The organism is Myroides sp. A21, assembly GCF_000807225.1.
Lineage (GTDB): Bacteria > Bacteroidota > Bacteroidia > Flavobacteriales > Flavobacteriaceae > Flavobacterium > Flavobacterium odoratimimum.
Window position 1 is genome coordinate 3772856 of sequence record NZ_CP010327.1, and the last position, 14590, is coordinate 3787445.

A 14590-nucleotide genomic window follows, 5' to 3' on the forward strand; every position below is an offset into this window, starting at 1 on the left:
TAAAAACCTATTATGCACTTAAACCATGAAAAACAACTACAAAAAAATTAAGTTTCCTGTAATAGCGCTAGCTTGTCTGATGTGGTCAAATATTACTCTAGGACAATCACCTTCTCAAATTAATTTAGCACTACCTAAAAGTGAATTAACAATCAATGAATTAATAAAAACAATAGAGAAACAAACTTCTATTAAGATTTACTATACTGATGAATTACCTCAGAGTACTAAGGTAAACTTTAGTAGTAAAACACTTACTCTTCAACAAATATTAAGTTCATTACAAGCCAAAGTTAATCTATCTTATAAATTAGAGGACAATCTACTTTCTATCAAAAAAGGAAACTCTTCTATTGCTTTAAGTATGCTTAAAGGAAGAGTATTGGACAACAATGGACTTACATTACCTGGAGCAACCATAGAAAACTTAAGTAATATACAGTCTACCATTACTGACTTAGATGGAAACTTTGATATCAAAGCAAATCCAAATGACTTAATAAAAGTCTCTTTTATTGGTTTTCAAGATCAAATGGTAAAGGCTTCTTCTATGATGAATATCAAAATGAGAGAAGAAGCGTCTAATCTAGATGAGATTGTAGTAATTGGTTATGGGACAGCTAAGAAGAAAGATATTACAGGTTCAGTAGGACAAGTTAGTGGAGATGCAATAGAACAGCGAAATACAACACAGCTTTCGCAGGCTCTTCAAGGACAACTATCAGGAGTAATGGTAACGCGTAACTCAAGTAAAACTGGTGCTAAAGCTAATATCAAAGTTCGTGGTGTGACTACTATAGGTAATACAGATCCATTAATCGTTGTAGATGGAGTGGCACAAGATGATATGGATCAAGTAAACACTAATGATATCGAAGAAATATCTGTCTTAAAAGATGCAGCAGCGGCTTCTATTTATGGAGCTAGAGCAGCAGCAGGAGTTATTTTAATTACAACTAAACGCGCTAAAGATAACGAATTTCACTTCTCTTATAAATCTGATTACGCCTTTGAAAAACCTACGATGATGCCTAAGTCTGTTGGTTATAAACGCTACATGGAGATGATCAATGAAATGTCTTGGAATGATGCAGGTACAGCTCCTGGAGGAGAATATGGTATCTATAGCAAACAAGACATAGACAATTGGTATCAGAATAACTTAGAGAACCCTAATAAATACCCTATTACAGACTGGCAAGATCTATTGCTAAAAGATTCTGCTGCAAAAGAAAGACACTCCTTCTCTCTTTCTGGTGGTGGTGAGCGAATTAAGACGCGTGCAAGTGTAGATTATGAGAATATCAAAGCAATTTATGATATTGAGAATTACAAAAGAATTATGACTCGTGTAAATAACAATATCAAGGTTAATGATTTTATCTCTGGAGATATTGATTTATCATATAATACAACCCAACAAACTTCCCCTGTTAATGACCCTGTATGGGAAGCTATGCGTTATGCTCCTGTATATGCTGCTACTTGGCAAGATGGAAGAATAGCTGAAGGAAAATCAGGTTCTAATGCCTATGCTAGTTTGTATCATGGAGGAACTAAAAGACATCACTCTGATAAAATATACGGAAGAGTAGCCTTGAACTTTACGCCAATTCAAGATTTAAAAGTTTCATTAGTTTTAGCCCCACAACTAGCTTTTGATAGAAGAAAGAACTTTTCAAAAAAAATAGAATATTATGATGCTGAGAGCCCTGAACGCTTCTCAGGCTATATAAATGGTCATACAAACAATACTTTAATCGAGAATAGAAACGAAAGCAAAATACTGACAAAACAAGTGCTTGCTACTTACACTAAAGATCTAAAAAAACATAGTATTAATCTATTATTAGGGTATGAAGATAATTATTCTTCTATAGATAATTTAGGCGCTAAAGCAATGAATATGGAATTGCCTAATTTTCCATATTTAGACCTTGCTCCTGTAGAATTTATGACTAACTCTGGTGATAAAACAGAGACAGCTTATCAATCTCTTTTCTCTAGATTAATCTATTCATTTGACAACAAATATCATTTGCAAGCTAATATTCGTAGAGATGGTTCTTCACGCTTTCACAAAGATCACAGATGGGGGATATTCCCTTCTTTTTCTGCAGGATGGACAGTATCAGAAGAAAACTTCATGAAAAACCAAAATGTAATAAGCTACTTAAAACTTAGAGGTTCTTGGGGTACTCTAGGAAATGAACGAATCGGAAACTATCCATATCAATCTTCAATCAATTTTTCTAATACATTATTCTATAAAGACAACCAGATTATCTCTGCTCTAACTGCTGCTCAAACGCAATATGCTATCCAGAACATCACTTGGGAAACAACAGAATCAATTGATTTTGGTTTGGATATTAATTTCTTAAGAAATCGCCTTAGTATCACAGCTGATTATTATAAAAAGAAGACACGAGATATGCTGTTAGAGTTAGAGATTCCTGCTTTTATGGGATTTGAAAATCCTCAACAAAACGCTGGTAATATGCATACTGAAGGTTGGGACTTAGATATTAATTGGCGAGATCAGATTGGTGACCTAAAATACTCTATAGGAGCTAATCTATCAGACTCTAGAACCACTATGGGGGATTTGGGAGGACGTATCGTTATGTCTAATGGAAAAATCATAAGACAAGGAACTTCATTTAACGAATGGTATGGATATATTTCTGATGGTCTATTTCAAAATAAAGAACAAATAGATAATAGCCCTAAACTATCTAATGCTGTAAAACCAGGAGATATTAAATATCTAGATATAAGTGGACCTGATGGTGTTCCTAATGGAAGCATATCACCAGATTATGATCGTGTGCCTTTAGGTTCTTCACTACCTCGTTACATATTTGGTGGACATATTAACCTTGATTACAAAGGAGTGGAATTAGGAATAGCTTTCCAAGGAGTTGGAAAACAAAAAAGTCTATTGACAGAAAACCAAATCAGACCTTTCCAATCTTCATGGACAAGTCCAATGCAAGAGATAGATGGTCAATACTGGAGCCCATACAATACTGTGGAACAAAATCTAAATGCTAAATACCCTAGATTATCGCATGTAAGCGCAGAAAACAACAATTATAAAATGTCTGATTTCTGGTTAATTAATGGAGCTTATTTCCGTATTAAGAATATCACTTTAGCTTATAATTTCCCTAAAGATTTAGTAAACTCAGTGCATTTAGACAAGCTTAAAGTATTTATTTCTCTAAACGACTATTTTACATTCAGTAATTTTCCAAAGGGATATGATCCAGAATCAGCATATAATGCATACATCGCTAAATCATTCAACTTCGGGGTATCTGTTAACTTCTAATATTATCTAAAATGAAAAAAATACTTTATATACTTAGCTTACTTATCTTTACATGCAGTTGTGCTGATTTAGATTTAAACCCTCCTTCTAGTGCTTCTTCAGAAAATTGGTATTCTGATAAAAATGAATACGAACTTTCTATTAATGATTTTTACAGAGAATACCTTTGGAATCTTGAAACAGGCTGGGCTGGTGAACGATTAACAGATAACTGGTCTCAAAGACAAGTAATGAATGAATATGCTGCTGGTACCATTAATAGTGAATGGGGTACAAGTGCTGCATTGTGGAAGAATACTTATAAGGGAATTGCTAGAGCAAATACTATATTAGAAAACTTAACGCAAAACAGAGGTAATCTATCAGAAGTAGATAGAAAACAGTTTGAAGCTGAAGCACGTGCCTTTAGAGCTATATTCTACGGTAGATTACTGTTTTTCTTTGGCGATGTTCCTTTTTATACTCAAACGCTTACGATAGAGGAGGCTTTCAAAATGGGAAGAACTGATAAAAAAATTATTTTACAAGAAGTGTACAATGATTTTAACTTTGCAATCAATAACCTACCTATTAAGTACAATGGAACACAGAATTCAAGATTGACAAAAGGTGCAGCATTAGCGTTTAAGGCAAAAACAGCATTAAATCTTCACGATTATGAAATAGCACGTAAGGCTGCTGAAGAGTGTATAAAACTAAATAATTATAAGCTACACAGTAATTATGGAGAATATTTCCTTTCTAAAACTAAGAATTCTTCTGAAACTGTGTTTGCTATTCCACGTTCTGCTCAACATAATTCTATATTCTCAGTTAAGAATTTCTATACTAGAAATGCTGGTGGAAGCTCTGTAGCACAACCTTCTTGGGAATTATTTGCTACTTATCTATGCACGGATGGGAAAACAATAGATCAATCTCCTCTTTTTGATCCTCAAAACCCATTTAAAAACAGAGATCCGAGATTAAAAGAAACTATAGTAGAATTTGGTACTGATCACCTTGGATATATTTATGATCCTAACCCTTACTCTACTAATGTCCTTAACACTACAACAGGTAAGCAAGTAAAAAATAAAGACACAAGATCTGTAGATACCTATGCTTCTTATAATGGATTAACACTAAAAAAAGGAGTTGATACAGACTGGTCTGATGATTCTTATTCTGATGCTGACATTGTTATTATGAGATATGCTGATGTATTGCTAATGTATGCAGAGGCAAAAATAGAACTAAACCAATTAGATAGCGAAATGCTTAAAGCGTTTAACCAAGTAAGAGCACGCGCTTATAATGACTCTGGTATTACTGCTCCATTACTTACTATCTCATCACAAACTGAAATGAGAAAATACCTTAGAATAGAAAGAAGAGTAGAATTTGCTTGGGAAAATAGAAGAATTGAAGATATTATGCGTTGGAAACATGCCGAAATCGCCCTAACTAGACCAAATTATGGTATGTTAGACCCTGACAAACTAAAAAAAGAAGTAGTTGATAAAGGACTGTGGTTCTGGTCAGAAACACCAACCATAGATGAAAATGGATTACCTGTATTTGACGGATTACTTAGTAAAGGAAAAATAAAAGTATTAGCCACCAGGGCTTTTGATAAGAATAAGCAATACTTATGGCCTATTCCGTCAAAAGAAATTATTATCAATTCTAACCTTACCCAAAACCCTGGTTATTAAAATGAAGTGTTTGTATAGTTTATATTTCCAAATAGGGGTGCTTTTTTTATTAGCATCCCCTATTTCTTTTGCTCAACAATACGCGACAAAAGTAGAGTTAGACCAGCCAAACTCTTGGTCTATGATTTTAATTCCTGATATTCAAAACTATTCTAAATATAGCCAAAATCAACCTATACTAGACCTTATTAATAGATGGATAGAGGCTAATATAGATCAACTAAATATTAAAATGGTACTGTGCACTGGTGACTTAGTAGAACAAGATGATGTAATCCTTCCTGGATTAAATGGAAATCTCTCTTCTAAGCAACAATGGGAGTTTATAGATAAATCCTTTACTATCTTAGATCATAAGATTCCTTATATTCTAGCAACAGGAAATCACGATTACACCATAGACTCTAAAGGAACGAGAACTACCCAATATGACAAGTACTTCCCTATAACTAAGAATTACTTAAATCAAAAACATCTTGTACAACATGGACTTAATGAGCATAACTTACCTACGCTAACGAATGCCATGTATGAGTTTAAAGGAATTAACAATAAAGATTACCTGATTGTCAACCTAGAATACGCTCCACGAAACACAACCCTAAACTGGGCAAATGAAATTCTAAAATTTAAACAATATGAAAATCATCAAATCGTCTTGTTAACACACGCCTATCTCAATCGCAATGATACAAGATTAGAAGGAGATAACAAATGGATAATCTTTGAACCTTACTTTAAGGATAAAAAAGAAAGAAAATCAGACAGAATATTACTCCCTGAATCTAATAATGGAGAACAGATTTGGAATAAAATAGTAAAAGAAACAAAGAATATGCAATTAGTCCTATCTGGACATATTTCGGGAGAAGGATATAGAGTAGATAAAAACAACTTTGGACAAGAAGTACACCAGATGCTCTTTGATATGCAATCAGAAGGTGGCGGCCATCAAGGTAACGGAGGAGACGGCTTTATAAGAATATTAGAATTCTATGACGACAATAGAACTATTAAGGTTAAGACCTTCTCTCCTCTATTTGGTATCTCCCCAAAAACAGCTCATTTAGCTCATAAAAGAGATGAAAGAAATCAATACCTAATTCATTTAGATTAATCAAAACCTTTCAACAACAAAAATCGCCAAGACTATTTCTTGGTGATTTTTTATTTATACCTCATCCTCTTAAAAACACCCTCTTAATGCCCAGTCATAAGTACTTCCTGTCATTTCTATATTACAAGTCCCAATACTATACTGTTCAGATCATCTAATATTAAATTCTGAATACTAGCCAAAGTTACTTTCACTCTTAAAACTCTCTTCCTAAAACCCTCCCAAAACCTTAAAATTGCGATGATTTAAAGTGAACTTATAATTTACATAAACACTGACTTCTTTGTAATTCTTGGTTTTAATTATTTGTATTTAATTAGTTTGCTCTGAAGTAATTACCTTAAACCATAGCACCCTAATATAGCAAGTACTTATTCCTCTGATTCTTTTTCTATACACATAACTTACATACACATCTAAATCTTCTAAAGGTTAAAATAAATTCATCTTTGATAGTCCAATAAATACTATTAAAAATCAAACCTTTTAATTACATCCAACGAGCGTGCAAAATATCTAAAAAAAGCAACCCTCAGGTTGCTTTGCTATTTTAGTTTACTTCTACTTCTGGTCTAACACTCTTATTGACAATATAACCTATTATATAGCCAACATAATTGATAAACCCTTCTAACCTGTGATTATCCTCTACATAAATCACAGTACTATTAGAAGCATTATTCTTTACATCGAAACTACTATAATCAATTACCTCATCTTCTTTAGCCATAATCACTAAAGCGTCCTCTACATTGTTTATTTTTATTAAACTCTCTTGAAGATTCTCTGTAAACTGTAGATCAGCATTAAGACGTTTATCATAATCTAGCAATGGACTAGTTAGTACTAATATTGTCTTTAACCCTAACGCTTTACGAGCTTCTCTTACTTGGTACGCTAGATTAGCTCCAGTAGAGTCTCCTACTAAAATGATTTGTTCAATCTCTGCTGTCTGTCTTACAGCTGTTTGTAATAACAACTTAAAATCTGTGTTCTCATCCCATTCAAAAACCGCAGCTGGAAAGTCTGGCAAAGATTCTTTTATATTATAAAATTTACGTGATTCTCTGTTTGATCCATATCCATGGATATATAGTAAAAAAAGGTTGTCCATTGTTTATTATTTAATTAGTCAATAGTAATCATCTATACTATCGCAGGCTAAATGTACAGTAATCCATTACATATACAAGCTTTTTTTATAAAAAACATTTTAAAACACACGATAAACAACGTTTTCATCAATGCACAAAGAAATATTATTCGCATTATTAACATTTCTTACTTAAATTAATTTGTATCTTGGAGGAAGATTTCTTACCCACTCAACTAACGATAATGTAACCAAAAAAACAAAACCGTTATGAAACAAGCGAATCAACAAGTGCTAAATGCATTACTATCTCCTGAGGAGTACACGCGTATTCTACAAAGTACTAAAGATACCATACCTGAAGATGCCTTATTTAACTTCTTGCTTAAGAACAAAATCTTATATAAAGTCAATGCTAATGCTCCGCATCTAGATAGTGATGCTATTTCTTTTATCAGCCAAAGAATGAATACACTAGGTGAAGATTTCGTAATCAATGAAAAGAAACTAGACAAAAAAGTCTCTAAAGCTGTAAAAAAAGAAAAGATCGACAAAGGGGAAGCTCTTGCTTATATGATTAATCAAATCCGTAAGAAACTACCTAAAAATTATACGGTCTGCAATTTAGAGAGAGGAGATGAAGCTTATTATATAGGAGTAATCAAGAAAAAAGAACTCAAAAAGATAAGTAAGTTGAACCTTGACTTTGGGGTATTCCATAAATTTATAACAACACCTGATAAAGAGCCCTTCTATGTTATAGAATGCTCGTGTGGTACTACTTATATATGGGAAACTCAAGAAGAAGATGTAGATCCTAGCAAAGGCGTTTGTCATAATTGTGGTAAATCATTTGCAGATCAAAATACACATCTTAGCAATGAAATAAAAGAATAAATATATCTAGGTATTGTCTATCTTTACTTTATGATTAATGTTATTTAGAAATGATTAAATTCAGTAGATTATTTATTCCGCTATTATCACTAGGTCTTCTTACTATTAGTTGTAGTAGTGATGATGATATTAAAATCACTCCACCTGTAGAAGAGGAAATTATTGATCTAACAGAGCCTCATACCTATAGTTTTAGCTCTGTATTTATAGAACAGCAAAGTACCTTCATAGATAAAGCAATTACCAATCAAGGGACAATAACTTTGGACCAAGATTGGGAAAAGGAAATAGAAGCTATCCGACCTGTATCCATGACATTAGATGGAGAGCGCCTACGTGTAATACTAAACAATGGTAAGGATACAAACTATGTGATCAAACTGATAGAGCGTACCATCTACTTTATCAGAGGTGATGGCGTTCTTCTACCAGCTGCTACACTTGCAGAGGATAATAAAAGTATAACACTATACTCTTCTTTCTATCAAATAGATGGATTAGACAAGGTTTCATTAATGACACAAAAAGAAGAAATACACGACTATCAAGCAATCGATTTATTATCCTTTACCAAACAATTCTATCATCTAAAAGATATTAAAGGAAAGTATTTACGCATTTCACTTGAATATAAAATAGTACAAGGAGCTCCATGAGCTCCTTTTTTTATTACTTTTTAATTATTTTTCAAAAGACATATTTTGACATAATCATCAGTACTTATATCAACATCAACTAAATAGTATTACACATATTTTTACGCAATCTTCTTTACGGTATAAATCACACAATTGAGGATAATTAACATTGTTAATTTTAACAAAAACACATATCTGACACCTTGTAACAAACACGAATTGATATGATACGTACCACTGTAAAATTATTTAGCCTGTGTCTAGCCATAGGAGTTATTACTGCTTCTTGTAGCAGTGATGACAGCAGCCCAGTAAAGCCACCTATTGTTGATCCAGAAAAACCGGAGCCAGAGAAACCTGAGCCTGCCACAGCAATTACTTTTGACTTCAGTGCTCAGAATGTTGTTAAGCAAGTATCTTTTAAAGACAATGCGACTACAGATCTAGGAACTACTGTCTCTAAAGAATGGGAACCTACTCTAGCCTACTTAAAACCTATCCAACTAACCTTAGATAAAGAAAAACTAGTGGTTACTTATAACGAAAGTAAAGTAAAAGAATATACTGTAAAAATAGAGAATAACAATATCGTTATTCAAGCGACTAAAGACTATCCATCTTATACTTTCGCTAAAATATCAGAGGATAAAAAGAGTCTATCTGTATACTCTTCGTTCTTCCGTATTAAGGGAGCACATAAGACATTAAATGTAAACAACGTAACTTCTCTTCAAGAATACGGAGAAGTAGACTTTACTACATTTGCTAATAAGTATAATCACTTAAAGAACACAAGTGGTAAATACTTGAAAGTTGAATTTAAATACACTCAAAAAAACTAAGACATCATGAAAAAAATACTTTATACTCTAGTTGCCTTAGCTTTTAGTAGTGCAACTTTCGCTCAGACATTTGGTAGCAATGCAGTGAAATCAGAAGAGTTCTATCCAGGTGCAATATTCAATGAAAAATCTTTAAAAAGTACTGAACCTAAAAGGTTAGCTACTGCAACAGAAACAAGTCATGTGCTTCTTCCTTCTTTTTTAGGAGAGTTAGCTTTTGAAATTAGCGATTATTCTAAAGATCATTGGCATTCTATTATAGATAAACATTACACTAAACTAGCTGAAAGTAATAATAATGAAGGTTTTTCATTTTCAAGTCCTTCTCAAGTCAACTCTTTAAAATATGTAGATAAAGCTTACAATACTTATGAAGCGCTAAAAAACTACTTTGGTGTGGAAAAAATAACTTCTAAGAACTTATTCTTTGGTAAAAGTGAGCAGATTCTTTTCTCTTTAAATATTGTTGACCCAATCAATAAAGAAGGTCGATATATTTCAAAGGAAGCATTAAAAAACATCGAGAGTCAAGATCCTATCTTAGTAACAAGCATAAGTTTCGGAAAAAGAGCTGATATCTTAATTGAATCTAATCAATCACGAGAAAATGTAACAAAAGCTTTTAATATTTATAGTCATAAAGAGACTCAACAGTATGAAGAAGCAAATCAAATCCTATATGATGCGTCTATACATATGATCTTTTTTGGACAGAACAGCATCGATGTATCTGATTTAACGAATCAAGAAATGATTTTAAAATATATTGAGTTTATTACTAAACCTGCTACTAAGGAAGATTATTACTTCCCGATTAGATATAATGGTATTCACCTAAACAATCGAGGTAATTACGAAAGTGATATAATGCAAGATACTTATTATTAAAAATAACACATAAAGGAGCTCCATGAGCTCCTTTATTTATACCATCAAAAAAGCAAGTAGGCCATCAGCCTACTTGCTCATATAATATAAAATGCAATTATAACCTTTATATACTCTAATATACCAAAGTATATACACTAGGCTAACTCTTTATAATCAATTACTTCGTTATCTCTTTTACGATATCTCTTACCTCCATCACTCCAGTGTGTTTCCACAGTACCTCTCCTACTTGATTTACAAGTACCATAGTAGGAATCGCTCGTATGTGAAACTGAGCAGATATCTCCTGATGCTGATCTACATCTATACGTTGCAAATAGGCATGCTCTGTAATCTCTCCTACCGATTCATCTATTATCCTAGTCAACATCTTACAGGGGCCACACCATTCTGCAAAAAACTGTAACAATACTGGTTTATCTGTTTCTTTTAAAATCTCAGCTAACTTCATTTCTTCTTTTTTTAATTCGTTTGACTAAAGCAAAATTAGAGATCATTCTATCAGAAAGTCATATACGAATGGGAGGTTAAACAGTACAAAACACATTATATTATGTTTTTTTTCTTAATTTACATACCTAATAACCTAACTAACAGACCTTGGAAGAAAATACCACTACTCCTATTCAGCTACCTAAGCCTGAAGGATTCGAAGACTATACCATGGAGAAGAAGACCATTGATCTAGGAAAAGCAAACGGGTATGCACTACTTAGCTTAATCCCTATTGCGATAGTTAATTTTGCTGGATACTATCTCGTTTGGGGAGAAATAATTAGCATTTCTAAACTAAAAGGACTACATCCATTACTGGTCATGGGCTATTGCTTCTTATACATAGTCGTTATGACTCTCGGAATCGTAGTACATGAGCTTATACATGGAGCTACATGGGCTATATTTGCAAAGAAAGGGTTTAAGTCTATCACGTTTGGTATTCTAAAAGAATATCTCACTCCTTACTGTCATTGTAAAGAACCACTTAAAGTCAGACCCTATAGTATAGGCGCGATCATGCCAGCTATTATACTCGGTTTTATCCCTTCTATACTCGCTATATGGACGGGTAGCTTAGGAATGCTATTATTCGGCATATTTTTTACTGTATCCGCTATGGGAGACTTTATGATTATTTACCTCATCCATAAAGAAGATAAGGATACATGGGTACAAGATCACCCTTCAGAAGCAGGATACTACTTACTAAAACAATAATTAAACAAAAAGACAGCCTATGAGCTGTCTTTTTAATCCAGAATCAGTGATAGACAGATAAACGAAAAGTAATTATACAAAATAGCTCTGAATTAGTGATACAAGCATACTATAGTATGGTTTTAGAGCTAATGAAAGAGATATGAAGTAGAATTGCTTTGTAGTATTTGGCTAACGCTTATTCTGGGTTTAATATACTATCTCTTAAGGTATTAATACGGCTCTACCTTTCAGCTCTCCTTTTCTCATTTTATCATATACCTCTAGAGCCTGATCTAAAGGAAACTTCTCTACTTCGATATGGATATGCCCTTGTCTAGCTAGTTCTATAACTTCCATTAGTTCTACTTCAGATCCCCAATACGGTATAGATACATTCACCCCAAAAGGAACCCTTCCAAAGCCAAAAGGATAGTTACCTCCTGACAGTCCTATGATGGTAAGGTCCCCATTTAATCCTACTACTTTTGCTCCTAATTCGATAGTAGAGGTCGCTCCTACAAAGTCAAGTACAGTTATAGCTTTCTTCGCACCTGTTATCTTTATGATTTGCTCTGCAGCATCCTTATCTGCTGAATTAACAGTATAAGTAGCTCCCATTTTCTTAGCGAAATCTAATTTGTCTTGAGTGATATCACATGCAATAATAGTAGGGCTACTAATGGCCTTTAATATCTGTAAGGCAGTATGCCCTAATCCTCCAATACCGATAACCACTACATAAGAGTCAGGAGACAGTTTATGCAACGATCTCTTAATCGCAGAATATGGTGTCAAAGCCGCATCTGTAATAGGCGCTGCTATAGCAGGATCTAAGTCTCCTATCGGCACTAATAAACGAGAAGAAGGTACTAGCATATACTCTGCCATCCCTCCGTCTAATCCTAACCCTCCTCCTGCAGCCTGACTCGCATGGTTATCACAGTAGTTCTCAGAAGATTGTTTGCATGGCTTACAATGCCCACATCCCCAAGGACCATATACTACTACGGCATCTCCTTTTTTAAATCCTTTTACACTTTCACCCATTGCCTCTACATAACCAGCATTCTCATGACCTAAGGTAAAAGGCCCAGGTACGATACCGTCATCTATCACATGCAAGTCTGAATGACAGACTCCAGCACCTGCTACTTTAATTAATACTTGTTCTCCTGTAGGTACAGGAATAGGCATATCATCAACGATTTTCACATCGTGTAGTCCTAAAAAACGTACTGCTTTCATTTTCATAATTATGGTTTTAAGTATACTCACTAAGTTACAAAAATGGATTAAAAGAGTCAGTTTATATCCGTTCTCTATACATTACACAAGTAATCTATCAATATGTTTATTAATTCACAGCACAACCACACAATACGCAATACATTAATAGAAATCATAATAGATACTCCAACCCTTTGATTGTTTATTATAAGCAAACATAAAGCTTCCATTATCTACTACATTCAGATTCACTTTTTCATTAGTCGAGATTTGGAATACAAATTCGTGTCCCTCTCCATACTCTTCATCTACTCCGATACCCGACTGACAGTAAGAAGGATACCCTCCCAACTTAGTGTCATAACAATGTGCGTCAAACACATCGTAGTAACTCTCCATCACCCCCTCATCCTCCATCTCACAGATTCGATCCTCTTGTTCTAAGGTTAATCCTCCTCCGTCCCAGATAGGATAATCTACCTGTTCTAATCGCGGTTTTAAAGGAAATGGATGTAGAATAGAATCTTTATTAGTCAATTCCTTCTGTACAACGCCTTCTAAGGAATCATAGGTTCTAATCACCCATTTATTTCCCATCGGTTCTAATTGTTCAGGGTAATTATAAGACATAAATACAGTCAGCAATACTATCCCCTCTAAAGCCTTGGGTACAAAAGGCAGATTAGGTAAATACAATTGTAACAAAGGAATCATCTCTCTCCCTTGATCATCTAGCGGTATTCCCTCTTCTTCTTTATATGCCGTAACACGAGCAATCCAAGATTCTTCAATGGTATTTAGCGGACGAAAACCTCCTACTTCAAAGGCTGTGATAGTACGTCCTATATCTTGTTTTAGTTGTTCTATTGTTTTCATAGTCTTAAGAATAAGTATTAAGGCAAATGACGGTGTCCTCTTTCTCATTATAATAAAGTACGCAGTCATTGCCATCTGTAAAGAACTCACACCCTATCGTCATCCCTATAGGGGGATAATTTTCTGATATAAAAGAAGCTGGAGCTATCTCACTTAGTTCGTTATAACGCAAGGTAGTATCAAAATCCTCGTCTCCCACTTTATACACATAAGGGCTAGGGTCTGCCTTGCCAAAGCCATCTATTAATTGTCTATATTTAGCAAATTGTCCTGTTTTCTGAAAAACTAGTTTGTTTAAAGAATAGGCATAGAAGAACTCTAGATAGGTCTCTAGATAGGTCTCTAGATCTAGCTCATCATCAGCTAAGTCAGTCACTAAAGGTATTACCCTCTCCGTATAGTCTTCTAGAGACATCTTCGCTTTAAAATAATAGTCTGCATTTGTCCAGAACTCTTCTTGTAATGCAGAAGATACGGCCTGAGCCACTTTATGTCCTTTATATAGAGTGATATCTCCACTAAATACATACTTTCCTTCTTTTAATGAGAAACAAAAATGATCAAATGAGTTCTGATCAGAATTACTTTCATCATTTGTCCAGATACCATTATGAGAGACAAAGTGTACATTCTTACCAGAAGCTAGTTCCACTGTACACAGCGGATAGAAGATTCCCCTTACTGTATCATCTATAAAGACCTCTTCAAATTTAGGGTATAACACGATTTCCATTGACTTTCTTTTTTCTAAAATAAAACACGAAAATACATTTTTAAA

General features: G+C 33.8%; 13 protein-coding genes. 8 read left to right on the forward strand and 5 right to left on the reverse strand.

Annotated features, from left to right (window positions below; translation table 11 throughout):
* Window positions 1–25: 25 nt before the first annotated feature.
* From MYRA21_RS16815 to MYRA21_RS16825, 3 genes are read left to right on the forward strand one after another with little or no spacing between them, the layout of a single operon-like run.
* The gene (locus tag MYRA21_RS16815) at window positions 26–3337 is read left to right on the forward strand and encodes a TonB-dependent receptor (protein WP_039329978.1); all 3312 of its coding nucleotides are present in this window, start codon (window positions 26–28) and stop codon (window positions 3335–3337) included.
* An 11-nt stretch (window positions 3338–3348) separates the two neighbouring features.
* Window positions 3349–5034, forward strand: a complete 1686-nt coding sequence (locus tag MYRA21_RS16820; protein WP_006258195.1) for a RagB/SusD family nutrient uptake outer membrane protein — start codon at window positions 3349–3351, stop codon at window positions 5032–5034.
* Window position 5035: 1 nt separating this feature from the next.
* Window positions 5036–6151 carry a metallophosphoesterase gene (locus MYRA21_RS16825; protein ID WP_006258196.1) on the forward strand — a complete coding sequence of 372 codons (1116 nt, stop codon included), beginning with the start codon at window positions 5036–5038 and terminating at the stop codon, window positions 6149–6151.
* A 550-nt stretch (window positions 6152–6701) separates the two neighbouring features.
* Here the strand turns inward: MYRA21_RS16825 and MYRA21_RS16830 are convergent.
* Complete coding sequence (locus tag MYRA21_RS16830) at window positions 6702–7265, reverse strand: YqiA/YcfP family alpha/beta fold hydrolase (protein ID WP_006258197.1); 564 nt, start codon at window positions 7263–7265, stop codon at window positions 6702–6704.
* Between the two features lie 249 nt (window positions 7266–7514).
* On the opposite strand from MYRA21_RS16830, the gene MYRA21_RS16835 reads away from it, so the two are divergent.
* The 4 genes from MYRA21_RS16835 to MYRA21_RS16850 all read left to right on the forward strand — a co-directional run bounded on the left by MYRA21_RS16835 (window position 7515) and on the right by MYRA21_RS16850 (window position 10509).
* Complete coding sequence (locus MYRA21_RS16835) at window positions 7515–8141, forward strand: hypothetical protein (RefSeq protein WP_039329979.1); 627 nt, start codon at window positions 7515–7517, stop codon at window positions 8139–8141.
* A 50-nt stretch (window positions 8142–8191) separates the two neighbouring features.
* The gene (locus tag MYRA21_RS16840; RefSeq protein ID WP_006261493.1) at window positions 8192–8797 is read left to right on the forward strand and encodes a hypothetical protein; all 606 of its coding nucleotides are present in this window, start codon (window positions 8192–8194) and stop codon (window positions 8795–8797) included.
* Between the two features lie 206 nt (window positions 8798–9003).
* Complete coding sequence (locus tag MYRA21_RS16845) at window positions 9004–9621, forward strand: hypothetical protein (RefSeq protein ID WP_006261494.1); 618 nt, start codon at window positions 9004–9006, stop codon at window positions 9619–9621.
* Window positions 9622–9627: 6 nt separating this feature from the next.
* A complete protein-coding gene (locus MYRA21_RS16850) occupies window positions 9628–10509 on the forward strand; it encodes a hypothetical protein (RefSeq protein WP_006261495.1) in 882 nt (293 codons plus the stop codon).
* A gap of 160 nt (window positions 10510–10669) precedes the next feature.
* Here MYRA21_RS16850 and MYRA21_RS16855 read toward each other — a convergent pair whose 3' ends face one another.
* The gene (locus MYRA21_RS16855; protein WP_006261496.1) at window positions 10670–10963 is read right to left on the reverse strand and encodes a co-chaperone YbbN; all 294 of its coding nucleotides are present in this window, start codon (window positions 10961–10963) and stop codon (window positions 10670–10672) included.
* Between the two features lie 149 nt (window positions 10964–11112).
* Here MYRA21_RS16855 and MYRA21_RS16860 point away from each other — a divergent pair, with 149 nt between their 5' ends.
* On the forward strand, window positions 11113–11727 hold the full coding sequence (locus tag MYRA21_RS16860) for a DUF3267 domain-containing protein (protein WP_039329980.1): 615 nt from the start codon (window positions 11113–11115) through the stop codon (window positions 11725–11727).
* Between the two features lie 204 nt (window positions 11728–11931).
* On the opposite strand, the gene MYRA21_RS16865 is transcribed toward MYRA21_RS16860, so the two are convergent.
* The 3 genes from MYRA21_RS16865 to MYRA21_RS16875 form a co-directional block, all read right to left on the reverse strand.
* On the reverse strand, window positions 11932–12960 hold the full coding sequence (locus MYRA21_RS16865) for an NAD(P)-dependent alcohol dehydrogenase (protein ID WP_052237554.1): 1029 nt from the start codon (window positions 12958–12960) through the stop codon (window positions 11932–11934).
* Window positions 12961–13098: 138 nt separating this feature from the next.
* Entirely contained in the window at window positions 13099–13812 is a 714-nt protein-coding gene (locus MYRA21_RS16870; RefSeq protein WP_039329981.1) for a DUF1963 domain-containing protein, read from the reverse strand.
* 4 nt (window positions 13813–13816) lie between these two features.
* On the reverse strand, window positions 13817–14545 hold the full coding sequence (locus MYRA21_RS16875) for a hypothetical protein (protein WP_039329982.1): 729 nt from the start codon (window positions 14543–14545) through the stop codon (window positions 13817–13819).
* Window positions 14546–14590: the final 45 nt, after the last annotated feature.